24 protein-coding genes are annotated in these 22,845 nt (G+C 63.4%); 14 read left to right on the forward strand and 10 right to left on the reverse strand.

What is annotated here, in order from left to right; all coding sequences use genetic code 11:
• The first annotated feature begins 150 nt into the window (after positions 1-150).
• From EN993_RS11635 to EN993_RS11650, 4 genes are all read left to right on the forward strand, one after another.
• On the forward strand, positions 151-1,383 hold the full coding sequence (locus EN993_RS11635; protein WP_109664227.1) for a sugar ABC transporter substrate-binding protein: 1,233 nt from the start codon (positions 151-153) through the stop codon (positions 1,381-1,383).
• Positions 1,384-1,618: 235 nt separating this feature from the next.
• A complete protein-coding gene (locus EN993_RS11640) occupies positions 1,619-2,488 on the forward strand; it encodes a sugar ABC transporter permease (protein WP_109664231.1) in 870 nt (289 codons plus the stop codon).
• Complete coding sequence (locus EN993_RS11645) at positions 2,485-3,309, forward strand: carbohydrate ABC transporter permease (RefSeq protein WP_109664236.1); 825 nt, start codon at positions 2,485-2,487, stop codon at positions 3,307-3,309. Before EN993_RS11640 ends, EN993_RS11645 begins: the two co-directional genes overlap by 4 nt.
• Before the next feature lie 23 nt (positions 3,310-3,332).
• Positions 3,333-4,829, forward strand: coding sequence for a M81 family metallopeptidase (locus EN993_RS11650; RefSeq protein WP_127263269.1), 1,497 nt, complete (start codon positions 3,333-3,335; stop codon positions 4,827-4,829).
• A 147-nt stretch (positions 4,830-4,976) separates the two neighbouring features.
• On the opposite strand, the gene EN993_RS11655 is transcribed toward EN993_RS11650, so the two are convergent.
• The 6 genes from EN993_RS11655 to EN993_RS11680 form a co-directional block, all read right to left on the reverse strand.
• Entirely contained in the window at positions 4,977-7,031 is a 2,055-nt protein-coding gene (locus EN993_RS11655) for a M3 family metallopeptidase (RefSeq protein ID WP_127263270.1), read from the reverse strand.
• A gap of 93 nt (positions 7,032-7,124) precedes the next feature.
• Positions 7,125-7,559 carry a hypothetical protein gene (locus EN993_RS11660; protein WP_109664249.1) on the reverse strand — a complete coding sequence of 145 codons (435 nt, stop codon included), beginning with the start codon at positions 7,557-7,559 and terminating at the stop codon, positions 7,125-7,127.
• A complete protein-coding gene (locus EN993_RS11665; RefSeq protein WP_109664254.1) occupies positions 7,556-8,200 on the reverse strand; it encodes a carbonic anhydrase in 645 nt (214 codons plus the stop codon). Before EN993_RS11665 ends, EN993_RS11660 begins: the two co-directional genes overlap by 4 nt.
• A 148-nt stretch (positions 8,201-8,348) precedes the next feature.
• A complete protein-coding gene (locus EN993_RS11670) occupies positions 8,349-9,119 on the reverse strand; it encodes a DUF429 domain-containing protein (protein WP_127263271.1) in 771 nt (256 codons plus the stop codon).
• Positions 9,116-10,000, reverse strand: a complete 885-nt coding sequence (pdxY, locus tag EN993_RS11675) for a pyridoxal kinase PdxY (RefSeq protein ID WP_126066821.1) — start codon at positions 9,998-10,000, stop codon at positions 9,116-9,118. The genes EN993_RS11670 and pdxY overlap by 4 nt, the downstream gene beginning before the upstream one ends.
• Positions 10,001-10,013: 13 nt before the next feature.
• On the reverse strand, positions 10,014-10,265 hold the full coding sequence (locus tag EN993_RS11680) for a hypothetical protein (RefSeq protein ID WP_109665384.1): 252 nt from the start codon (positions 10,263-10,265) through the stop codon (positions 10,014-10,016).
• Positions 10,266-10,428: 163 nt separating this feature from the next.
• On the opposite strand from EN993_RS11680, the gene EN993_RS11685 reads away from it, so the two are divergent.
• The 6 genes from EN993_RS11685 to ppa all read left to right on the forward strand — a co-directional run bounded on the left by EN993_RS11685 (position 10,429) and on the right by ppa (position 14,709).
• Positions 10,429-11,067, forward strand: a complete 639-nt coding sequence (locus EN993_RS11685) for a LemA family protein (RefSeq protein ID WP_109664265.1) — start codon at positions 10,429-10,431, stop codon at positions 11,065-11,067.
• 18 nt (positions 11,068-11,085) lie between these two features.
• Entirely contained in the window at positions 11,086-11,916 is an 831-nt protein-coding gene (locus EN993_RS11690; protein ID WP_127263272.1) for a YgcG family protein, read from the forward strand.
• A 4-nt stretch (positions 11,917-11,920) separates the two neighbouring features.
• Complete coding sequence (locus EN993_RS11695) at positions 11,921-12,790, forward strand: YgcG family protein (RefSeq protein WP_127263273.1); 870 nt, start codon at positions 11,921-11,923, stop codon at positions 12,788-12,790.
• A 9-nt stretch (positions 12,791-12,799) separates the two neighbouring features.
• Positions 12,800-13,438 (forward strand): TPM domain-containing protein, encoded by a 639-nt coding sequence (locus EN993_RS11700; protein WP_127263274.1) that lies wholly within the window; start codon positions 12,800-12,802, stop codon positions 13,436-13,438.
• A gap of 119 nt (positions 13,439-13,557) precedes the next feature.
• A complete protein-coding gene (locus EN993_RS11705) occupies positions 13,558-14,064 on the forward strand; it encodes a GNAT family N-acetyltransferase (protein WP_109664278.1) in 507 nt (168 codons plus the stop codon).
• A gap of 111 nt (positions 14,065-14,175) precedes the next feature.
• Positions 14,176-14,709 (forward strand): inorganic diphosphatase, encoded by a 534-nt coding sequence (ppa, locus tag EN993_RS11710; protein ID WP_109664283.1) that lies wholly within the window; start codon positions 14,176-14,178, stop codon positions 14,707-14,709.
• A gap of 3 nt (positions 14,710-14,712) precedes the next feature.
• On the opposite strand, the gene EN993_RS11715 is transcribed toward ppa, so the two are convergent.
• Both EN993_RS11715 and EN993_RS11720 read right to left on the reverse strand, forming a co-directional pair.
• Positions 14,713-15,306: a hypothetical protein gene (locus EN993_RS11715; protein WP_127263275.1), complete on the reverse strand. Its 594-nt coding sequence runs from the start codon at positions 15,304-15,306 to the stop codon at positions 14,713-14,715.
• A gap of 44 nt (positions 15,307-15,350) precedes the next feature.
• The gene (locus tag EN993_RS11720; RefSeq protein ID WP_109664286.1) at positions 15,351-15,968 is read right to left on the reverse strand and encodes a TetR/AcrR family transcriptional regulator; all 618 of its coding nucleotides are present in this window, start codon (positions 15,966-15,968) and stop codon (positions 15,351-15,353) included.
• A 73-nt stretch (positions 15,969-16,041) separates the two neighbouring features.
• Between EN993_RS11720 and EN993_RS11725 the strand changes: the two genes are divergently transcribed.
• The gene (locus EN993_RS11725; RefSeq protein WP_109664290.1) at positions 16,042-17,325 is read left to right on the forward strand and encodes an MFS transporter; all 1,284 of its coding nucleotides are present in this window, start codon (positions 16,042-16,044) and stop codon (positions 17,323-17,325) included.
• Between the two features lie 112 nt (positions 17,326-17,437).
• Entirely contained in the window at positions 17,438-19,012 is a 1,575-nt protein-coding gene (locus tag EN993_RS11730) for an alkaline phosphatase (RefSeq protein WP_127263276.1), read from the forward strand.
• Between the two features lie 48 nt (positions 19,013-19,060).
• Here the strand turns inward: EN993_RS11730 and EN993_RS11735 are convergent, their stop codons facing one another.
• A complete protein-coding gene (locus EN993_RS11735; RefSeq protein WP_245468744.1) occupies positions 19,061-19,342 on the reverse strand; it encodes a hypothetical protein in 282 nt (93 codons plus the stop codon).
• 197 nt (positions 19,343-19,539) lie between these two features.
• On the opposite strand from EN993_RS11735, the gene typA reads away from it, so the two are divergent.
• Positions 19,540-21,369: a translational GTPase TypA gene (typA, locus tag EN993_RS11740; protein ID WP_109664297.1), complete on the forward strand. Its 1,830-nt coding sequence runs from the start codon at positions 19,540-19,542 to the stop codon at positions 21,367-21,369.
• A 61-nt stretch (positions 21,370-21,430) separates the two neighbouring features.
• On the opposite strand, the gene EN993_RS11745 is transcribed toward typA, so the two are convergent.
• Positions 21,431-22,057, reverse strand: a complete 627-nt coding sequence (locus tag EN993_RS11745) for a DUF1062 domain-containing protein (protein ID WP_127263277.1) — start codon at positions 22,055-22,057, stop codon at positions 21,431-21,433.
• 394 nt (positions 22,058-22,451) lie between these two features.
• On the opposite strand from EN993_RS11745, the gene EN993_RS11750 reads away from it, so the two are divergent.
• A partial coding sequence (locus EN993_RS11750; protein ID WP_164757621.1) for a LysE family translocator occupies positions 22,452-22,845 on the forward strand: 394 nt, incomplete at its 3' end.

A 22,845-nucleotide genomic window follows, 5' to 3' on the forward strand; every position in this document is an offset into this window, starting at 1 on the left:
GTGCAACGCCTAGGCCAAAAAATGTAATTAAGCAACAGAATAATCTGCTTGCAAGCCTTCAAATCATCGATAATGTAGGAAAGTCACATAAATCTTCTGCTCCGGCAACGAAGAGGCGCGCAGGCGCAAAATCAAAATGGGAGAGATCAAATGAGCCTTGCAAAATGGACTGTCGGCCTGATGGCCGGAATGAGCATGCTGGCAATTGCGGCGCAGGCGAATGCGGGCGAGGTGCGCGTCACCGTCGCCGAGTACAGCGCCAAGACTGCTCCCTATTTCGCCGACGTCAAGAAGGAATTCGAGGCGGCCAATCCCGGCATCACCGTCAAGTTCGAAGTGGTGCCGTGGGATGTGCTGCTGCAGAAGCTGACCACCGACATCACCGCCGGCACCAATGCCGATCTGTCGATCATCGGCACGCGCTGGCTGATCGACTTTGTCCAGCAGGATGTCGCCGAGCCGCTCGACAGCTACATCAAGCCCGACTTCAAGGACCGCTTCATCGACACCTTCCTGTCGCCCTCGATCATGGAGGGCAAGACCTACGGCCTGCCGATCGCGGCCTCGGCGCGCGCCATGTACTACAACAAGGAGCTGTTCGAGAAAGCCGGCATCGCCAAGCCGCCGGCAACCTGGACCGAGCTGCAGGACGATGCGCGCAAGATCAAGGCGCTGGGCTCCGGCACCTTTGGTTTCGGCCTGCAGGGCAAGGAGATCGAGACCGACGTGTACTACTACTATGCGATGTGGTCCCAGGGCACCGAGATCCTCAACAAGGACGGCACCTCCGGCCTCGGCACGCCCGGCGCGCTTGAAGCGGCCAAGCTCTACAAGTCGATGATCGACGAAGGCCTCACCGAGCCGGGCGTCACGTCCAACAACCGCGAGGATGTGCAGAACCTGTTCAAGCAGGGCAAGGTTGGCATGATGATCACCGCACCGTTCCTGTCCAACCAGATCAAGGACGAGGCGCCGAACCTGAAATACGGCGTGGCGGCCATTCCCGCCGGGCCGACCGGCGCGCGCGGTACCTACGGCGTGACCGATTCCATCATCATGTTCAAGAACTCCAAGAACAAGGACGAGGCCTGGAAGCTGCTCGATTTCCTGTTCACCACCGAACAGCGCGCCAAGTTCACGCAGGGCGAAGGTTTCCTGCCGGTGAACAAGGAAGAGGCCAAGATGGACTACTATGTGAACAATGCTGATCTGGCGGCGTTCACCGCGCTGCTGCCCGACGCCCGCTTCGCGCCGGTCATCCCCGGCTGGGAGGAGGTCGCCCAGATCACCTCCGACGCCATGCAGAAGATCTATCTCGGCGGCGATCCCGAGGCAGGCTTGAAAGACGCAGCCGCCAAGGCCAACGCGGTGCTGAAGAAATAGGGCGTATCTCCCTGCGCCCGTGGCGCGCCCCAGACTCAGGCGGGGCGCGCCACCCCTTGGTTTCCCGCCTGGTGCGGTGGATCCGAAATTCGCATAGAAACTTCTGATCCACGCGCGTGGATCGGTTCACCGTTTGGTGAAACGGCGAACCGATCCAACTCTTTATTTTAACGCAATTCCGAACGGAAAACCGCGCCACACTTTTCCTGGAATTGCTCTAGGCGCAGGCCAGCCGATGCAAAACCGTTTCTTGCCCTATCTTCTGACCTTACCCAGCCTGTTCCTGGCGGCGATCGTCATCTTCTGGCCGGTCTGGGATCTGATCCAGATCTCGACGCACGATGTCAGCCGCTTCGGCCAGCTTCGCGACTTCAACGACTTTGCCAATTTCGGGGCACTCGCTGCCGATCCCGATTTCATGGCCGCGCTCTGGCGCACCGGCCAGTGGACGGTGATGGTCGTCGGCGGCGCGCTGCTTTTGTCGATCCCGGTGGCGATGATCCTCAACACCGACTTCTATGGCCGCGGTATTGCCCGCGTCATCATCATGTTGCCCTGGGCGGTGTCGCTGACCATGACCGCGGTGGTCTGGCGCTGGGCGCTGAGTGGTGAAAGCGGCATGCTGAATTCGGCGCTGATCGGCCTCGGCATCATCGACCACAACATCCAGTGGCTGGCGAGCGCCGAAACCGCCTTTCCCATGCAGGTGCTGATCGGCATCCTGGTGACGGTGCCGTTCACGACAACGATCTTCCTCGGCGGGCTGTCGTCGATCCCGGATGACCTATACGAGGCGGCGGCGCTCGAAGGAGCGACACCGCTGCAGCAGTTCCGCGAAATCACCTTTCCACTGCTGAAGCCGTTCATCAACATCGCCATCGTGCTCAACACCATCTACGTGTTCAATTCCTTCCCGATCATCTGGGTGATGACGCAGGGCGGGCCGGCCAATTCGACCGACATCCTGGTCACCCACCTCTACAAGCTCGCCTTCCGCATCGGCAAGCTGGGCGAAGCATCGGCGGTGTCGCTGGTGATGTTCGCCATATTGCTCATCTTCACCATGATCTATGTGCGGCTGGCGATGCGGGAGCAGCGCGCATGACAAGTAAACTCAAACGCACCGTCATTGCCTGGCTGCTGCTGGCGCCACTGATCGTGGTGACGCTCTTTCCGTTCGCGGTGATGTTCCTGACCGCGGTCAAGCCGAGACAGGAAGTGCTGTCGCCGACCTGGTGGCCGAGCGAATTCCGCTGGGCCAACTTCTCCGACATGTGGGTGGCGACCGGCTTTGGCCAGGCGCTGCTCAATTCGCTCTACGTGTCGGTGATCGCCACCGTCGGCGCCATCCTGATCTCGGTTCCGGCGGCCTATGCCATGTCGCGCTTCCGCTTTGCCGGCTACGGCGCCTTGCGCCAGTTCCTGCTGATTTCGCAGATGATCTCGCCGATCGTGCTGGTGCTCGGCCTGTTCCGGCTGATGGCCGCCTGGGGCCTGGTCGAGAGCACGACGGCGCTCGGCTTCATCTACATGGCCTTCAACGTCGCCTTCACGGTGTGGATGCTGCAGAGCTATTTCGACACCATCCCGCGCGATCTCGAGGAGGCGGCCTGGATGGAAGGCGCCGGCCGCTGGCTGACCTTGCGCAAGGTGTTCCTGCCGCTCTGCCTGCCGGCGATCGCGGTCACCGCGATCTTCACCTTCATCAATGCCTGGAACGAATTCGTCGTCGCGCTCACCATGCTGCGCAGCCAGGAAAGCTACACGCTGCCGATCCAGGTGTTTTCGCTGGTCGCCGGCCGCTATACCATCGAATGGCACCACGTCATGGCGGCCACGCTGCTGGCGACCTTGCCGGTGGCCATCCTGTTCATCTGGCTGCAGCGCTACCTCGTCAGGGGCCTGGCGCTCGGGGCGGTCAAATAGCCGCCACCATCCACGGAGCTTTCATGCGCATCTTCACCGCCTCGCTGGCGACGGAAACCAACACCTTCTCGCCGGTGCCGACCGATAGGGCCTCGTTCGAGATGGCCTTCTATGCTGGGCCCGGCAAACATCCGGAAACACCGACTTTGTGCTCGTCGCCGATGGTTGCCCTGCGCCGGCGGGCGGTCGCCGAAGGCCTTGATGTCATCGAGGGCACCGCCACCTGGGCCGAGCCCGGCGGGTTGGTGCAGCGGCAGACCTACGAGGCGCTGCGCGACGAGATTCTCGGCCAGCTCAACGCAGCGCTGCCGGTCGATGCTGTCATCCTCGGCCTGCATGGCGCGATGGTGGCGCAAGGCTATGACGATTGCGAAGGCGACCTGCTCGAACGGGTCCGCGCAATGGTTGGGCCGGAGGTGGTGATCGCCGTGGAACTCGATCCGCACAGCCATCTGACACCGAAGCGCGTGACGGCCTCTGACATCCTCGCCTACTTCCTCGAATTTCCGCACACCGATTTCTACGAGCGCGGCGAACATGTCGTCGAGCTTGGCCTTGCCGCGGCGCGCGGTGAGATCAAGCCGGTCATCTCGACGTTCGATTGCCGCATGATCCAGGTGCTGCCGACCAGCCGCGAGCCGATGCGGTCCTTCGTCGACCGCATCAAGGCGCTGCACGGCAAGGACGGCGTGCTGTCGGTCTCGGTCATCCACGGCTTCATGGCGGCCGACGTGGCCGAGATGGGCACGCGTATCCTGGTCGTCACCGACAATGACAAGGCCAAGGGCGATGCGTTGGCGGAACGGCTGGGGCGGGAACTCTACGCGCTGCGCGAAAAGACGGCGATGACCATGCTGAGCGCCGCCGACGGCATCGACCGGGCGCTGGCCGTGCGCGCCGAAAATCCGGGCAAGCCGGTGGTCATCGCCGATATCTGGGACAATCCCGGCGGCGGTGTGCCGGGCGACGGCACCTTCGTGCTGCGCCAGATGCTGGCGCGTGGCCTGGACAAATTCGGTGTGGCGACGATCTGGGATCCGATCGCGGTCACCTTCTGCCTGGCGGCGGGCGAGGGCGCGGTCATCGACCTGCGCTTCGGCGGCAAGGCCGGGCCGCAGGCCGGCGAGCCGATCGACGCGCGCGTGCGCGTGCTGAAGGCGGTTGCGGAGGGTTGGCAAAGTTTCGGGCCAAGCCGGGTGACGCTGGGGCCGACGGCGCTGGTCCGCCTCGAAGGCACCGAGGTCGACATCATCCTCAACACCAATCGCACGCAGACCTTCGAGCCGGATATCTTTTCCAATATCGGCGTTGACCCACTGGCCAAGGACATGCTGCTGATCAAGTCGACCAATCATTTCTACGCCGGCTTCGAGCCGATCGCCGCCGAGATCATCTATGTCTCGGCGCCGAGTTCGTATCCAAGCAATCCGGCGGTGACCAACTACACCAAGCTTACGCGGCCGATCTGGCCGCGGGTGGCTGATCCTTGGAAGAGTGACGCTGGCATTCTCCCCCCTTGAGGGGGAGATGTCGCCGAAGGCGACAGAGGGGGTCGTCTTTCGTGGAGTGCCAACTTTCTTCTGTCGCAGGAGGCCGAGTCCGGTCGGACCGACCTCCTCTGGCCGCTTCGCGGCCATCTCCCCCTCGAGGGGGGAGAGTGTGCAGCGCTATACCAGTCCGCGCTTGGCCATCATCGCTTCGGGCGAAGGCATCTTGCCACGGAAAGCCGTGTAGAGCTCTTCCGGGTCCTTCGAGCCGCCGGCGGCGTAGATGTTCTTGCGCAACCGCTCGGCGAGCGCCGGGTTGAAGGGGTCGCCGGTCTCCTCAAAGGCGGCGAAGGCATCGGCGTCGAGCACTTCCGACCACATGTACGAGTAATAGCCGGCCGAATAGCCGTCGCCGGAAAAGACATGGCCGAAATGCGGGGTGCGGTGGCGCATGGCGATGGTGTCAGGCATGTGCAGCGTCGCAAGCGTTTCGGCTTCGAAACGAAGCGGCGCTTCCGGTGCATCCGGTCGGGCGTGATAGGCCATGTCGATCAGCGCCGAGGCGGTGAATTCGACCGTGGCGAAGCCGGCGCCGAACGTGCGCGCCGCCAGCATCTTGTCGAGCAGCGCCTTCGGCATCGGCTTGCCGGTCTTCACGTGCAAAGCGTGCTTTTCCAGCACCGCCGGCACCGTCAGCCAATGCTCGTAGAGCTGCGAGGGCAGTTCGACGAAATCGCGGCTGACCGAGGTGCCCGCGACCGACGGCCAGGTGACGTCGGTCAGCATGCCGTGCAAAGCATGGCCGAACTCGTGGAACAGCGTCTTCGCCTCGTCGACCGAGAGCAGAGCCGGCTCGCCAACCGGCGGCTTGGCGAAGTTCATGATGTTGTAGATCACCGGTTTCGAGCCGTGGCCGAGCCTATAGCCGGACTGCAGCGCGCTCATCCAGGCACCGGAGCGCTTTGATGGCCGCGCGAAATAGTCGGCGAGGAACAGGCCGCGCTCGCTGCCGTCGGCATTCTTCACCACGAACACACGCGCGTCGGGGTGCCAGGCCGCGATGCCTTTTTTCTCCTCGAAGGTGACGCCGAACAGCCGTGTCGCCACGTCGAAGCAGGCGTCGATGATCCGGTCGAGCTGCAAATAGGGTTTCAGTTCAGCCTCGTCGAAGGCGAATTTTTCCGCGCGCAGTTTCTCCTGGTAGAAGCGCCAGTCCCAGGCGGCGAATTTTTCGTTGCTGCCGGCTGCGGTGGCCAGGCGCTGCAGGTCGGTCTGGTCGGCGGCCGCCTTCTCCAGCGCTTTCTCCCACACCGGATCAAGCAGCGCGTGCACCGCCTTTGGTGTCTTGGCCATGGTGTCGTCGAGCTTCAGCGCGGCGAAGGAGGCGTAGCCGAGCAGCTTTGCCTTTTCGGCGCGCAGGCGCAGCATGTCGCGCACCACGGACGTGTTGTCGGTGGTGCCGCCATTCTGGCCGCGCATGGTGAAGGCGCGGAAGGCGATCTCGCGCAGGTCGCGGCGTTCAGAGAAGGTCGAGAACGGCTCATAGATCGAGCGCGACAGGGTGACGGCATAGCGACCCTTCTGGCCGCGCATCTCGGCGGCTTCGGCCATCGAGCTTTTCAGGAAATCCGGCAGACCGACAAGATCGGCATCGTCGAGGAACAGCGCCCAGTCGCTCTCGTCGGCCAGCACATTCTGGCCGAAGCTGGTGCCGAGCGAAGACAATTCCTCGCTGATCTTGGCCAGCCGCTTCTTACCGTCGGCGTCGAGTTTGGCGCCGGATCGGACAAAGCCCTTCCAGGTCTTTTCCAGGACCCGCAGCGTCTCGGCGTCGAGCTTCAGGCTCTCACGGCGCTGGTAGAGATCGTCGATGCGGGCAAACAGCCTCTCATTCATCGAAATCGCCGAGAAATGCCTGGACATTTTCGGCGAGATGTCGCGCTCCAGCGCCTGGATCGTGTCATTGGTGTAGGCGCCGGCGCGGCACCAGAAGATCGACGAGACGCGATCGAGTGCTTCGCCGCCGAGTTCCAGCGCGGCAAGCGTGTTCTCGATGGTCGGGGCATCCTTGTTGCCGGCGATCGCCTCGATCTCGGCCTCATGCGCCTTCAGCGCCGTGTCGAAGACCGGGGAGAAGTCGCCGTCGCCAATGCGGGTGAAATCCGGCAGGCCCAGCGGCCCTTTCCACGTGGTCAGCGGATGGGCGGCGAGGTCGACAGCTTTTGTGGAAGGCATGGACAGTCTTTCGCTGGAGAAGGCAGGGTGGGTCGCTACCGATGTAGGGCGCGGCCGGCGGACCCGCAATATCGCAGTTGGCCGATATCCGCCTCAGAAGCCGTCGCAGTTCTCGGCGATCGCGGCTTGCGAACTGGCGGTGATGCGATTGTCGGACACCGCGAAGGTTTCCTGCATCAGCATGTCGTTGTTGGGGAAATCGTAACAAGCGACCACCGTGGTGACGCCGCTTTCGCTCTTCTCGATCCGGTGCCGGATCGCAGCACCCGCAACAGCACCTTTCCATTCGTCGATCGAAGCGATGAATTCCTGCTTGCTTTGCACAATGCCGAGGTCGTCCAGCTTAATGCGGACATCATCGGAGAGCAGGTCGGACAGTTCGGTGCGGTCGGCGACCAGCAGAGCCGAATACCAGCGGCTGATGATGGCGCGATCATCGGCGCGGGCGGCAATGATCGCGACCAGCAGCGCGGCCGCCGTGAAAACGATCGACCGGATGTTCACCACCTTGCGCGCCGCTATGTTCATCCCAGCTCTGGCCGTTCGAAATCGCCGGTCTCCTTGTTCATCGTCCAGAGTTCACCGGTCGAAATGTCGAACCAGGCGCCGTGCAGCGACAGCCGCCCCTTGCCTTCGAGAATCGAGACGCAGGGAAAGGTCCTCAGATTGGCGATGGAATAACGGATCGAGATGCGCTCCAGCGCGGTCTGGCGCTCCGTCGCGGTCATGAAGGTGCTGGAGGACACGGTTTCGGCGGCAGGTGCGATCAGGCTCATCCACTTGCCGATGAAGTCGCCGGGCGACAGCGGTGCGGAATTGGTGTCGAGCGCGGCGCGGATGCCGCCGCAGCGGCCATGGCCCATGACGACGATACTCTTGACCTTGAGGCTCTGCACGGCGAATTCAAGCGCCGCCGAGGTCGAATGGAATTCGCCGTCCGGTGCGTAGGGCGGCACCAGATTGCCGACATTGCGCAGCACGAAGAGTTCGCCAGGCCCGGCGTCGAAGATCGCTTCGGGGGCCGCGCGGGAGTCGCAACAGGCGACGATCATTGTTTCGGGCGCCTGGCCTTCGCGGGCAAGCTCGCGATAGCGTCCGCTCTCGGTGAGATAGCGGCCATTCATGAAATTGCGGTAGCCGGCGAGAAGATGGTCGGGGAGATGGGACATGGGCGGCGTCTGGAGCCTTTCCGGGTTGGAGGCGGCAGCTCGTTGCGGTCAAAAGAGGCTCTAACGGTAAAAGCCCGTTGCGAGCAATGCAGAATTATGGGGGCTGGCTATAAATGCCATGCATCAGGCGCAGCCTTGGCCAATATTCTTACGCCCAAATGGCAACGGGAATGCCAAACCTGTCGCGGGCCGGCGGGTCGGGAAACGGCCGTGCCTCACCGCTGGCGATGCGACCGGCGATCAGCATCATTGCTGCTGCGTCAAGGAAGTCATCGGCGGCGGCACCGCGCGGCGGCGGCTGGTCGAGAAAGCGCATGTCGTAGCCATGCTGGCAGAGTAGCGCCTTGCGTTCCGCCATTCCGGCCGGGTTGATGCTGCCTTTGATTTTCTTCGGCAATTGCATGGCCTGGTCGCCGTTCAGCCGGCAGAAAGCGAGTTCCGGATGCGATTCGAACACGCGGCCGCGCAGATCGGGTCGCGCGATCAGCAGTGCGTCGATCTCGCGGATCTTGGCAAAAATGCCGAACGCCTGGATCGAAACGCCGCGCGGCGGGTCGGATGTGGTTTTGGCCACCTCGCTTGCCCTGATGTGCGCCGCATACCAGGCTTCGATGGTGGTGAAGTCGTTGGTGTCGGCATAGAGCGCGGCGCGGGACGGGATCGAGAAGACGCTGGATTGGCGTGCCCCAAGCAACGGCCGCACCAGCGCTTCCGGGCCGCGCCCGCCTTTGCTCGAAAACTCGGGCAGGCCGATCGGCATGTCGACGGCAACAACTGCGTCATCGGGGAGTGCCGCAAGCAGGGCGGCGAAGCCGGCAAAGACAGCAACGGAGGGTGCCGAACCAGAAGCGCGCCGCACGGCAATCCACCCGCCCTTGCAGCCGTCGACGCCGACAAGCACGATCTCGGCCGGTGTCACGCCCGGCGGTCCCGCCCCGGATGCGTGAGGTGGCGCAGCTGGACCATCGCCATCGGGTGCGACAGGCTCGGGGCATCGGTTTCGAGCTGCAGTTCGTCGCCGCCGCGCTTGGCCGTGCGCGCCAGGATTTCGTAGACCGCCGCGGTCGTCGATTGCAGCGCCTTGATCGCCGGTTGGCCTGACAGGATGCGTGCCAGGTAGACGGCTGCCGTCAGGTCGCCCAAACCATTCGGCGGCTTGTCGATCAGGCGGTGCTCGGCAAGCAGCGCCTGGCTGCCGTCGAGCAGCAGGTTGCCGGTGCCACCGGTCATCATCGACGGCGCCGAGGTGACCAGCATGGTCGATGGCCCGGCATGCAGCGCCGCCGCGATCACCGATTTCAGGTCGGGCAAGGGAGCGCCGGCCATCCATTCCAGCTCGTAGCGATTGGGGGTGGCAATGTCGGCGATCGGCATCAGCCGGTCGCGCATGGCGATGGCGGTTGGCTCGGGAACATAGAGGCCGCCCGAATCGCCCATCACCGGATCGCAGATATAGACGGCGTCAGGCGTCCTTGCCTTGACCGCGGCGACCAGCGAGGCGACGGCCTCGGCCTGGCCGGCCTCACCGAGATAGCCGGACAGCACAGCGCCGACCTCACCCAGCCATGGCGCGCGCTCGAGATCGGCCAGCAGCGCCTTGAACTGGTCGAGCGGCGGCACGATGCGCGTTGCGCGCCCATGGCCGGGATGCCAGGGCAGGATGACCGTCGGCACCGCCCAGACCGGGAAACCCAGCGTCTCCAGTGCGAACACAGCGGCACGGTTGCCGACCGAGCCGCGCGCGACATGGCTGGAAATGACGATGACCGCACGCGGCGCGTCGGTTTGTTCGGCGCTCATTGTTGCTTGATTCCTAACTGCCCCGGATGACGTAAAGCACAAGCCAGACCATCAGGCCCAGCGCCAGCAGCAGGCCGAGTGTCCGGCCAATGCGGGTGCCCCAGACTTCGATCGGATCGGCACGATCGGCATCGGCCGCGGTGACGTGATCGTGCAGGCCTTTCGTGGCCCGCGCCACAAACGAGTTGCCGGCCGGATCCGTCTCGCGCGCAACGCGCTCGAGGATACGGCGCGATTCCTTGTCGCTGTCCTGGCGTTCCGCCATGATGATGTCCCGTTTCGATCGAACCTTATCGCGTTCGCACAGCCAATCACAGGGCCTTGCAATGGCATCCAGCGTGCCAGCCAAACGGCTGCCGGTCGGGCGGTTTTCTTGCGCGCCGATTGTGGTAATGCTTCGCATGCAACTTCTACCGAGGGACCCCATCATGTTTGCCCAGCGCCTTGCCTCACCGTCCATGTTCCGCACGCTGCCCGCCTTCCTGATGATGGCGATCGTGCTGCCGCTGCTGGCCGGCTGCGGTTACAACACCATTCCGACGGCGGAGGAAAACGCCAAGGCGGCATGGAGCGAGGTGCTGAACCAGTATCAGCGCCGCGCCGACCTCATCCCCAACCTGGTCGAGACGGTCAAGGGCTATGCCTCGCACGAAAAGGACACGCTCGACGCGGTGGTCGAAGCCCGCGCCAAGGCAACGCAGATCACAGTGACGCCGGAAACGCTGAAGGATCCCGAAGCCCTCAAGAAGTTCCAGGATGCCCAGGCAGGGTTGACCAGCGCGCTGTCGCGGCTGATCGCGGTGTCGGAGGCCTATCCAGACCTCAAGGCCAATCAGAATTTCCTGGCACTGCAGGCGCAGCTCGAAGGCACCGAGAACCGCATCGCGGTGGCACGGCGCGACTATATCCAGGCGGTGCGGGACTACAATCTGACGCTGAAGACGTTCCCGTCGGTGCTGTGGGCGACATTCTGGTTCCGCAGCAACGAGCCCTTCGCCAATTTCACCGTCGATGAAGACAAGATGCAGCCGCCGAAGGTCGATTTCGGCACCAAGCAGGGCGGGTGATCGTCGGAGCCAAACGTCGTGATCTTTCAGGCCGATGAGGGGCGACGCGTCATTCGTCTTGTCGCCGTCGTGCTCCTCATCCTTGTGCTGCCGTTCTCGGCCCTCGCCGCCGATCTGCCGGCGCTGACCGGCCGTGTCGTCGACAATGCCGGTATCATTGATGCCGCGACCAAGGCGGCGCTAACGCAGAAGCTCGCCGACTTCGAGACAAAAGGTTCCGACCAGATCGTCGTCGCGACGATCTCAAGCCTCGATGGCGAGGAGATCGAGCCCTACGCCAACCGGCTGTTCCGCTTCTGGAAACTCGGCCAGGCGAAGGAAAACAACGGCGTCCTGCTGCTGGTTGCCCCGAACGACCGCAAGATGCGCATCGAGGTCGGCTACGGTCTGGAAGGCACGCTGACCGACCTGCACACCAAGCTGATCATCGAAAACGACATGGTGCCGGCCTTCCGCGCCGGCGATTTTTCAGGCGGCATCAGTAAGGCCGTCGACGACATGATCATGGTGCTGGAAGGCAATCCGGAGGAGCTGGAGGCGCGCGGCGAGCGCAACAAGCAGGCGCCCTTCAATTCCGACGACCTGTTCTTCGCCGTCTTCATCAGCATCTGGGCGATCATCTTCTTCGGCAGCATCGCGGTCTCCGTCCTGCCGCCGATCTTCGGCCAGAAGCTCGGTCCCGGCCGCTACCGCTGGCTCGGCATGACCTTCGAACCGAGCCGGCGATCCTCCGGCGGCGGCTGGTCGTCGGGAAGTTCCGGCGGCGGCTGGTCTTCGGGTGGCGGCGGTGGCGGCTTTTCCGGCGGTGGCGGCTCGTCCGGCGGCGGCGGCTCGTCGGGAAGCTGGTGACGGCATGACGATACGCACCATCAGACTGTCGAGACCCGGCCGTTTCGCTCCTGCTGTTGTGATGGCTGTGGCCGTGCTGTTCGCCTGCTTCTTGGCTTTTGCCGCCGACCTGCCCGCGCTGACCGGCCGTGTCGTCGACAATGCCGGCATCATCGATGCCGCGACCAAGGTGGCGCTGACGCAGAAGCTCGCCGACTTCGAGACGAAAGGCTCCGACCAGATCGTCGTCGCGACGATCCCCAGCCTCGACGGCGAGGAGATCGAGCCCTACGCCAACCGGCTGTTCCGCTTCTGGAAACTCGGCCAGGCCGGCGAAAACAACGGCGTGCTGCTGCTGGTGGCGAAGAACGACCGCAAGATGCGCATAGAGGTCGGCTATGGGCTGGAAGGCACGCTGACCGATCTGCACACCAAGCTGATCATCGAAAACGACATGGTGCCGGCCTTCCGCGCCGGCGATTTTTCAGGCGGCATAGCCAAGGCCGTCGACGATATGGTCATGGTGCTGGAAGGCAATCCGGAAGAACTGGAAGCGCGGGGCAAGCGCAATCCCGCCGATGACAGTACCTCCATCGCCCCCATCGTCGCGGTGTTCCTGATCGTGTGGGGGACATTGTTCTTCGGCGGCCTGGCGATGGCGTTCCTGCCGCCGATGTTCGGCACAAAGCTGTCGCCGGGCGTGTACAAATGGCTGGGCATGACGTTTCGTTACGGCCACGGGCCGGGCGGCGCCTGGGTATCGGGTTCGTCATCGGGCAGCGGCTGGTCGTCGGGGAGTTCCGGCGGCAGTTGGTCTTCGGGGTCAAGCAGCGGTGGCGGGTTTTCCGGCGGCGGCGGCTCATCGGGTGGTGGCGGTTCTTCAGGAGGCTGGTGAGACAAGATCATGGCAACACGACCGATCAGCCCGCAGGATCATGAGCGCATCGCCACCGCGATCCGCGCCGCCGAATCGAAAACCGACGGCGAAATCTACTGCGTCGTGGCGCATGCCAGCGACGGTTATTTCTTCCCGGCCGCCTTCATGGCGACCGTAGGCATGCTGATCGTCAGCCTGGCCGTCGGCTACGGGCTGGAGGCCTGGTGGCTGTCGATCCGGTTGCCGCACTTCGTCGTCGCCCAGCTCCTGGCGCTGGCCTGCGTGCTGGCCTTGTTGTGGGTGCTGCCTGGCCTGCGCATCCATCTGGTGCCGAGGCGGCTGCGCTATCAGGCGGCGCACGCCAATGCGATCAAGCAGTTCCTTGCCCGCAATGTCCACCGCACCATGGCGCGCACCGGTGTGCTGGTCTTCGTCTCGATCACTGAGCGCTATGCCGAAGTGGTCGCCGACTCGGGCATCGACGCCAAGGTCGGCCAGCATGTCTGGGATGGCGTCGTGCGCGATCTGACCGCGCATGCCGGCGCCGACCGGCTTGCAGACGGCTTCGTCAAGGCGATCGAGCAGGTGGGCGCGGTGCTCACCGAGCATTTCCCGGTCACGGCGGGCGACAGCAACGAGCTGGACGATCATCTCGTAGAGATTTGAGGCCTTTCCACAGAGGCGTCGAAGGCCTCTCACCGAGGCGATGATCGCCTGTGAGAAAGCGGTCGGCGGGGCGTCCGGACTCTTGCAATCGGGCGATGCGGGTTTATGGTTAACAAATCATGAATACGCTGACGATCGACATCCGGAAAGCCGACCCGCGCGATGCCAGTGCCATCGCCGAGGTGCATCTGGAGGCCTGGCGCGGCGCCTATTCCGGCATCATTCCGCACCGTACTCTGACATCGATGATCAACCGTCGTGGCGCCGACTGGTGGGCGAACGCGATTCGCCGCGCCGCCACGGTTCTGGTGGTCGAGATAGGCGGTAAGATCGCCGGCTATGCGACGATCGGCAAGAACCGCGCCCGTGAACTGCGCCAGCAGGGCGAAATCTACGAATTGTACCTGCGCCCGGAATATCAGGGCATCGGGCTTGGCAGCCGCCTGTTCGCGGCAGCCAGGGCGCGTCTGGCCGATCACGGGCTAAAAGGCATGGTGGTGTGGGCGCTGGAAGACAACCAGAACGCGCTTGCCTTCTATGCCGGCGCCGGCGGCCGCGATGTCGCCGAGGGCGTCGAGGTCTTCGAGCAGAAGGCGCTGAAGAAGGTCGCTTTCGTCTGGGAATGACAGACCGGCCTTTCGGCCCCCCGCGTCTTCCGATCGCACCAGCACCATTCGCCGCATTGCGCCGCGCGGCAGCGCCCGCTATCGATCTCTCATCAAAAGAGGGACAAAGCCATGCGCATCGAAGCCATAGCCATCGGAAAGAATCCGCCTGAGGACATCAACGTCATCATCGAGGTGCCGATCGGCGGCGAGCCGATCAAGTACGAGATGGACAAGGAAGCCGGCACGCTGTTCGTCGACCGCTTCCTGCACACCTCGATGCGCTACCCCGGCAATTACGGCTTCGTGCCGCACACGCTGTCGGGTGACGGCGATCCGATCGACGTGCTGGTCTGCAATACGCGCGCGCTGGTGCCCGGCTGCGTCATCAATGTCAGGCCGATCGGCGTGCTTGTGATGGAAGACAATGCCGGCCAGGACGAGAAGGTGATCGCCGTGCCGTCACCGAAGCTGACGCTGCGCTACGAAAACGTCACCGAATATACCCAACTGCCCGACATCACCCGCCAGCAGGTGCAGCACTTCTTCGAGCACTACAAGGATCTCGAGCCCGGCAAATGGGTCAAGATCGAAGGCTGGCACGATTCCAAATATGCCAAGAAGATGATCGTCGACGCGATCGAGCGGGCAAAGGCGGCTAAGTAGCGCTCAGTTATCGACCCGCCCAAAGGGCGGCACATTGCCGATGACGGTGTGCCGGTCCTTGCCGCAGGCGAAGGTGCGCGCCTTCTCGTCGGCGAGCTTGCGTGCCTGATCGTTGGCCTGTGGGTTGCCGGTGGCCAGCACCAGGCCAACGGTGCAGCCATCGCGGGCATCCATCTGTGCGACCTTGGCAACGAGCAGTACATCCGTCGATTTTTTCTCATCCTCGGGATTGCTGACCGTGCGGCGGTGGATGACCGCGAAGGGCACGGCCTTGTCGCCGGTCGTTTCGATGCGCCATTCGATCTTGCCACCGGATGAGTTGAAGGCGGAAAAACTCTCCCACGCTGACATCATGTCGTCGCCGGGCGGAAACCCGTAGAACAGCGACTCACGGTCGTCGTCATAGGCGATCAGCACGGGATAGCCGCGATAGCCGTAGCAGGCGAGATCGGCCCAGTCGCCGTCGCTTTCTCCGGCCTGCGCGTAGGTCACGCAGTCCTTCTTCGAGTCGAGATCGGTATAGGCGCTTGATATGTCGCCGGCATGGGCTGCCTGGCAGAGAACGGCGAGGGTGAGCGGAATCAGCAGGCTGCGCATCGCGGGCATCTCCGTTGGAGGCCATCGCAGCGTAGCGCCAAATGCTATTTCTTCAAGCTGGCTTCAATCAGCAGATCGGCGTTGCGTGCGACCGCCTGCGCCGGGCCGCCGAGCCCGAACAACTGGCCGCTGATATAGGCGCCCTCGATCAGCAGCAGCAGGCCGTCGCCCAGCGTGTCAGGGTCTTGCGCGCCCATCGCAACCGCCATGGCGCGCAGCCGGCGGCGCAGTTCCTGCTTGTTGGCCTCGCTGACCACGCGGGCCGGATGGCTGTGGTCGGGATATTCGACGGCCGCATTGGTCATGCCGCAGCCGCGATAGTCCGCCACTTGCGTGCGCTTGCCGATGCGGGTCAGGAACGCCTTGATCTGGGCGCGCGGGTCGCCGGGATGAGCGGCGACCGCCTCGTCGAAACGCTCCCAGTATTCGAGGTCGTATTGCCTGAGATAGGAAGCGGCCAGCTCATCCTTGGACGGAAAGCTGCGATAGAGGCTGGGCTTGGTGACGCCGGCGCGTTTGACGATCTCGTCGACGCCGATCGCCCTGATGCCGCGCCGGTAGAACAAGTCATACGCCACATCGAGGATCTTCTTGGCGGCTTTCGGCGGCGCCGACTCATGACCGTCGCTGATGGTCAGTTCAATATTTTTGTCCGTTGGCATCGCGTGACTCGATTGACAATGTTACCGATCGGTACGTATACATACTCCACCCTGCAACGTACCGGTCAGTAACATGATAGCTCAATCCCGCCCATTTGGCCAGCGCTACGCCTTCGTCGTGGTTGGCGTGATCTTCCTCTGCCTGCTGGTCGCGGCCGGCTTGCGCTCGGCGCCCGCCGTCATGATGCTGCCGCTGGAGAACAGTTTCGGCTGGCGGCGCGACGTCATCTCGCTGGCCGCCGGTGTCGGCATCCTGCTCTACGGTCTGACGGGGCCATTTGCCGCAGCCTTGATGGAGCGCATCGGACTGCGCCGCACGCTGCTGGCCTCGTTGGTGGTAATGTCGGGCTCTACCGCGCTCAGCCTGCTGATGACTAAGCCCTGGCACCTGTTCGTCACCTGGGGCGTGTTCTCGGGCATTGGTTCCGGCGCTGTCGCCAGCGTGCTTGGCGCCACCATCGTCAATCGCTGGTTCAAGACCAATCGCGGTCTTGTCATGGGATTGATGTCGGCCTCCAGCGCCTCCGGCATGCTGGTGTTCCTGCCGCTGATCGCCGCGTTGGCGCAGTCGGGCGGCTGGCAGCCGGTCGTCATTGCGGTCGCAATCGCCACTGCGGCTCTGATACCGCTGGTCTGGCTGCTGGTGCCGGAGCGGCCGGCTTCGATCGGCATGGTGCGCTACGGCGCCGAGGCCGACGACGTGCCGCCGACATCGCCAGCGTCGCAAGGCAATTTCCTCGCGCACACGCTCAACACGCTGCGCCGCGCCGCCGGCACAAGGGTGTTCTGGTATCTGTTCGCCACCTTCTTCGTCTGCGGCTTCACCACCAACGGCCTGGTCGGCACCCATCTGATCGCATTTTGCGGCGACATGGGCATTGGCGAGGTTCAGGCTGCCGGCCTGCTGTCGATGATGGGCATCTTCGACCTGATCGGCACGACATTGTCGGGCTGGCTTACCGACCGCTACGACCCGCGCAAGCTGCTCGGCGTCTATTACGGCATCCGTGGCCTGTCGCTGATCTATCTGCCCTATTCCGGCTTCTCGGCGACCAGCCTGATCATCTTCGCCGTGCTCTACGGCCTCGACTGGATCGCCACCGTGCCGCCGACGCTGAGGCTTGCCAATGAGGCGTTCGGCGATCGCAGCGGGCCGATCGTGTTCGGCTGGATCGTCGCCGGCCACCAGATCGGTGCGGCCACCGCCGCCGCCTTTGGTGGCACCATGCGCGAGTTGCAGGGCAATTACGAACTGGCCTTCCTGATTGCCGGCATGACGGCGATTGCCGCGGCGTGTATCTCGCTGCTGATCAACACCAGCCGTCCCGCCTTCGATCCCGAGCCCCAGGCCGCCTAGCCGGGGCCGGCCTTGCCGGTGCGTTGTCAGAAAAACTTCATCATCCCGAGATGCGCCTGAAACATTGACGCTGGACCTTGGTGGCACCGTTCAAGCCATCCAGGAGACAGCCGTGAACAAGCTCTCGATGACCCGCCGCGCCTTCGTCACCTCCGCCAGCGCCGCCGGCCTGGTTGGCGTCTCGAGCCTGGCGCTGCCCTATTATTCGCGCGCCAGTCAGCGGCCGGCCTTCACCCATGGCGTCCAGTCAGGCGATGTCGATGCAACCAGCGGCATGGTGTGGACGCGCACCGACCGCCCATCGCGCGTCATGTTCGAGGTGTCGTCGACTGAGAATTTCGCCAATGCGACACGCCTAGCACCGCTCGATACCTCGCCGGCCAGCGATTACACGGTCAAGCGGCTGCTCACCGACCTCGCTTCCGATCAGGACATCTTCTACCGCATGACGGCTGCCGACCTCGCCGACATCAACGCCGTTTCCGAGCCGATCACAGGTCGCTTCAGGACGGCGCCGGCTTCGAAGCGCGACGTCCGCTTTGCCTGGTCTGGCGACACCGCGGGACAGGGCTGGGGCATCGACGAGACCGGCATGAAGACCTACGCCACCATCGGCAAGCACACGCCCGACTTCTTCCTGCATTCTGGCGACACCATCTATGCCGACGGCGCCATGAAGGACGAGGTCGACCTGCCCGGCGGCGGCAAGTGGAAGAACGTCGTGCTGATCGACGGCAAGCGCAAGGTCGCCGAGACGCTGGACGAATACCGGGACCAGTGGAAATACAACATGATGGACAGGAACGTGCTCGGCCTGAGCGCCATCTGCCCGACCTTCTACCAGTGGGACGACCACGAGGTGCTCAACAACTGGTCGGACTCGAAGGACCTCAGCGCCGACAATCGCTACACGGAGAAATCCATCCACGTGCTGGCGGCCCGTGCGGCGCGCGCCTTCCATGAAATGACGACGATCCGCTACGAACCCTCGGAGCCCGGCCGCGTCTATCGCAAGATTGCCTATGGGCCGCTGCTCGACGTGTTCTTCCTCGACATGCGCTCCTATCGCGGGCCCAACGGTCCGGACATGCAAGATGAGATGACGCCGCAATCGCGCATGCTGGGCGAACAGCAGACGAAATGGCTGAAGCGCGAACTGGCGAATTCGAAGGCGACCTGGAAAATCATCGCCGCCGACATGCCGCTCGGCCTCGTCGTCTGGGACGATGGTACCAAGAAGGTCGGCGCCGAAGCGGTCAGCAATGGCGATAATGGCCTGCCAAAAGGGCGCGAGCTCGAGATCGCCGACCTGCTGCGCTTCATCAAGAATGCCGGCATCAGCAACACCGTCTGGCTGACCGCCGATGTGCATTACACGGCCGCGCACTACTACAACCCGGACAAGGCGCAGTTCCAGGAGTTCAACCCGTTCTGGGAATTCGTCTCAGGCCCGATCCACGCCGGCACGTTCGGTCCCAACGATTTCGACATGACGTTCGGCCCGGAGCTGAAGTTCATCAAGGCGCCGAGCGCCGAGCAAGGCCAGAACCTGCCGCCATCGGCTGGCCTGCAATTCTTCGGGCTGGTCGATATCAACGGCGCCAGCGAGCAGATGACCGTGCGGCTGATGGACCGCGACGACAACGAGCTCTACAAGGTGACGCTCGACCCGGTGCGGTCGGCGTAAGCGCGGTCGGTTGGAAAAGCGTGTCGCGCGCGCCATGCGCGCGGCATCTTAGTCCGGATAGCAGACCATCGGAATGTTCGGCCACACGGCACTGTCGCAGTTGGCGCTGACCTGCCGCTGCTTGAAGGCGGCGCTGACCGGGCCGGTCACCATCGGGTCGACGCCATCGGGTGCATCGGCAAAGGTCTGTTCGGCCGTCTGCGTGTCGGACTGCGCAACAGGGCGCACCTCGCGCAGCGACGCGGCCGACTGGGCGGCGTTGGCCGCCAGCAGGACGGCGAAGGCCGCAGACGCGATGAGCGGCCAAAATCGGTTGAGTTTATCGGTCATGACGTTCGAACTGCCCGGGCCCCGAAAGGTTCCCGCCTTGGTTAACAAAATCATCTCACACGCAGATGCTTAAGATTTGATGAGTATTTGGTGTCGCGCTTCCTCTTTCGCAACTGCGAAAAACCCTGTATGAGCCGCGCAACCGAAAGAGGCAGCGCCTTTTGGCCTGCTGCCTGCAACGCTTCCGAGACCAGAACATGAAAATCCGTAATATCGCGATCATCGCGCACGTCGACCATGGAAAAACCACCCTTGTCGACCAATTGCTCCGGCAATCCGGCTCCTTTCGCGACAATCAGCGCGTCGCCGAGCGCGCCATGGATTCCAACGACCTCGAAAAGGAACGCGGCATCACCATCCTTGCCAAGGCGACCTCGGTCGACTGGAAGGATACCCGCATCAATATCGTCGACACTCCCGGCCACGCCGATTTCGGGGGCGAGGTCGAGCGCATCCTGTCGATGGTCGATTCGGCCATCGTGCTGGTCGACGCCGCCGAAGGGCCGATGCCGCAGACCAAGTTCGTCGTCGGCAAGGCGCTCAAGGTCGGCCTGAAGCCGATCGTCGTCATCAACAAGATCGACCGTCCGGACGCCCGCCATGTCGAGGTGGTCAACGAAGTGTTCGACCTGTTTGCGGCGCTCGACGCCACCGACGAGCAGCTCGACTTCCCGATTCTGTACGGTTCAGGCCGTGACGGCTGGGTTTCGGAAAATCCGGAAGGCCCCAAGGATCAGGGCCTGGCGCCGCTGTTCGACCTGGTCATCAAGCATGTGCCGGCGCCGACCGTGCATCCCGGCCCGTTCCGCATGATCGGCACCATCCTGGAAGCCAATCCGTTCCTAGGCCGCATCATCACCGGCCGCATCGAGTCAGGCACGCTGAAGTCCAACCAGCCGGTCAAGGTGCTGCACCATGACGGCACGCTGGTCGAAACCGGCCGTATTTCCAAGATCCTCGCTTTCCGCGGTCTCGAACGCCAGCCGATCGAAGAAGCCCAGGCGGGCGACATCGTCGCCATTGCCGGCCTCTCGAAAGGCACCGTTGCCGACACGTTCTGCGATCCGGCGGTGAGCGAGCCGCTGCATGCGCAGCCGATCGATCCGCCGACCGTGACCATGTCGTTCCTGGTCAACGATTCGCCGCTGGCCGGCACCGAGGGCGACAAGGTGACCAGCCGCGTCATCCGCGACCGCCTGCTGCGCGAGGCCGAAGGCAATGTCGCGCTGAAGATCGAGGAATCGCCCGACAAGGATTCGTTCTTCGTCTCGGGCCGGGGCGAATTGCAGCTGGCCGTGCTGATCGAAACGATGCGCCGCGAAGGCTTTGAAATCGCCGTGTCGCGTCCGCGCGTCGTCATGCAGAAGGGCGAAAATGGCGACCTGCTCGAGCCGGTCGAGGAAGTCGTCATCGACGTTGATGAGGAACATGCCGGCATCGTCGTGCAGAAGATGTCGGAGCGCAAAGCGGAGATGGTCGAGCTGCGTCCGTCCGGCGGCAACCGCCAGCGCATCGTCTTCCACGCGCCGACGCGCGGCCTGATCGGCTACCAGTCGGAACTGTTGACCGACACGCGCGGCACCGCCGTGATGAACCGGCTGTTCCATGCCTATGAGCCCTACAAGGGCGAATTGCCGGGCCGCACCAACGGCGTGCTGATCTCCAACGAGCAGGGCGAGGCGGTGGCCTACGCCATGTGGAACCTGGAAGACCGCGGTCCGATGGTCATCGATCCCGGCGTCAAGGTCTATCAGGGCATGATCATCGGCATCCATTCCAGAGACAACGATCTCGAAGTGAACGTGCTCAAGGGCAAGAAGCTGACCAACATCCGCGCCGCCGGCAAGGACGAGGCGGTCAAGCTGACGCCGCCGATCCGCATGACGCTGGAGAAGGCCTTGGCCTGGATCCAGGACGACGAACTGGTCGAGGTGACGCCGAAGACAATCCGTCTGCGCAAGCTCTATCTCGACCCCAACGAGCGCAAGCGCTTCGAGAAGTCGGCCAAGGCGGTCGGCGCGGCGTAAGTTCGCCATTTTTCCAACAACCGAGAGGGGCGGAGCAAACCAGTGCTCCGCCCCTTTTCGTTCATCCACCGGCAGCTGAAATGATGGCTTCGCGGTCGGGTTCGCCGACGAGATCGATACGGATCGTCATGGCCTCGCGGGCCGGCTTGCGCAGGGCCCTCGCCCCGTCCCGGCCAAGGATCAGCAATCGCTTCTCCTCCAGCGCTTGAAGCCGTGATCGCGAGATGCCGAGTTCGCCGGCGAGCAAACGGTCGAGCCGCAGCGATGTCGGCATTTCGAGCCCAAGCTGGAGTTCCAACATAGTTGCGGTTTCCCTGGTGTCGCCGAGCCTGCGCTTGTGAACGGCGACATCGGGGAATTCCTCGACGCGCCCCACTTGATTTCGCAGCGCGATGACGTTGAAAGCATAACGCCGGGCGAGCGCCGGATCGTTGCTTTCCAGTGCTTGCAGCAGCGTCGGGTCGATGTCGCGGCGGTTGCAGCGCTCGAAAATGCCGAAATTCCAGAAATTGTCGCAGTCGACGCAGCGATAGATCAGCCACACGTCGATGCGTTTGCCGTTGGCGTTGACGCGGAATTTTCCGCTGCTGCAATAGGCTTTTACAGTGCCGCAGCGATTGCAGTTGATGAGCGGTCGAGGTGGGGTTTTGGGTACGATCGCCCAGTGGATGCGTAGAAGTCCAGACATGCCGATAAGCCCTTCCGTCGGGAAGTTCATCAGGTCGGCGATGTCGAGATGCCCATGCGGGCGCGGCGTGGCGGTCGCTTGCTATGATCGGAAATCAGATGTCACGGGCGGCAGCGCGCGACAACGGTTCAGCAGTGCCAAACCGGTCTCGAACCGCCGCCCAGAAGAACACATGAACATGAAAACAGACACCACGAATGCGGTGTCATGCCTTGTGTCGGGGGAGTTGACGAGACCGGTGGCTACGTAGGCAAAGTGAAGCTCAAAATTGTTTCGCGGCGGCCTTTCTAGCCGCGAGATACCGGACCGACAAGCGCCTTTTTGTCGGTGCTACCGCAGCCGAGCCACTTGCGCTAATGTCTGATATCGAAGGTTTTCAACAGAGACCCCGGCCATGCACCTCACCTCGCTCCTCATCTTCGCCGCCGCTCTTTTCGTTGCCGCCGGTTCACCCGGTCCGTCGATCGCGGCGCTCGTCGCGCGCGTCATCTCGAAAGGCTTTCGCGACGTGTTCCCGTTCCTGCTTGCCATGTGGATCGGCGAGGGGATCTGGCTGTCGCTGGCGGTGTTCGGGCTGGCCGTCGTGGCACAGACCTTCCATTTCGCCTTCGTCATCGTGAAATGGGTCGGCGTTGCCTACCTCGCCTACCTCGCCTGGAAGATGTGGACCGCCCCTGTCGATGCGAAAGAAGGCGAGATGCCGCGCGAGGATTCTCCGGCAAAGCTGTTCTTCGCCGGCATGGCGGTGACACTCGGCAACCCCAAGATCATGATGTTCTACCTGCCGC

The organism is Mesorhizobium sp. M7D.F.Ca.US.004.01.2.1, from assembly GCF_003997785.1.
GTDB classification, from domain to species: Bacteria; Pseudomonadota; Alphaproteobacteria; order Rhizobiales; family Rhizobiaceae; genus Mesorhizobium; species Mesorhizobium loti.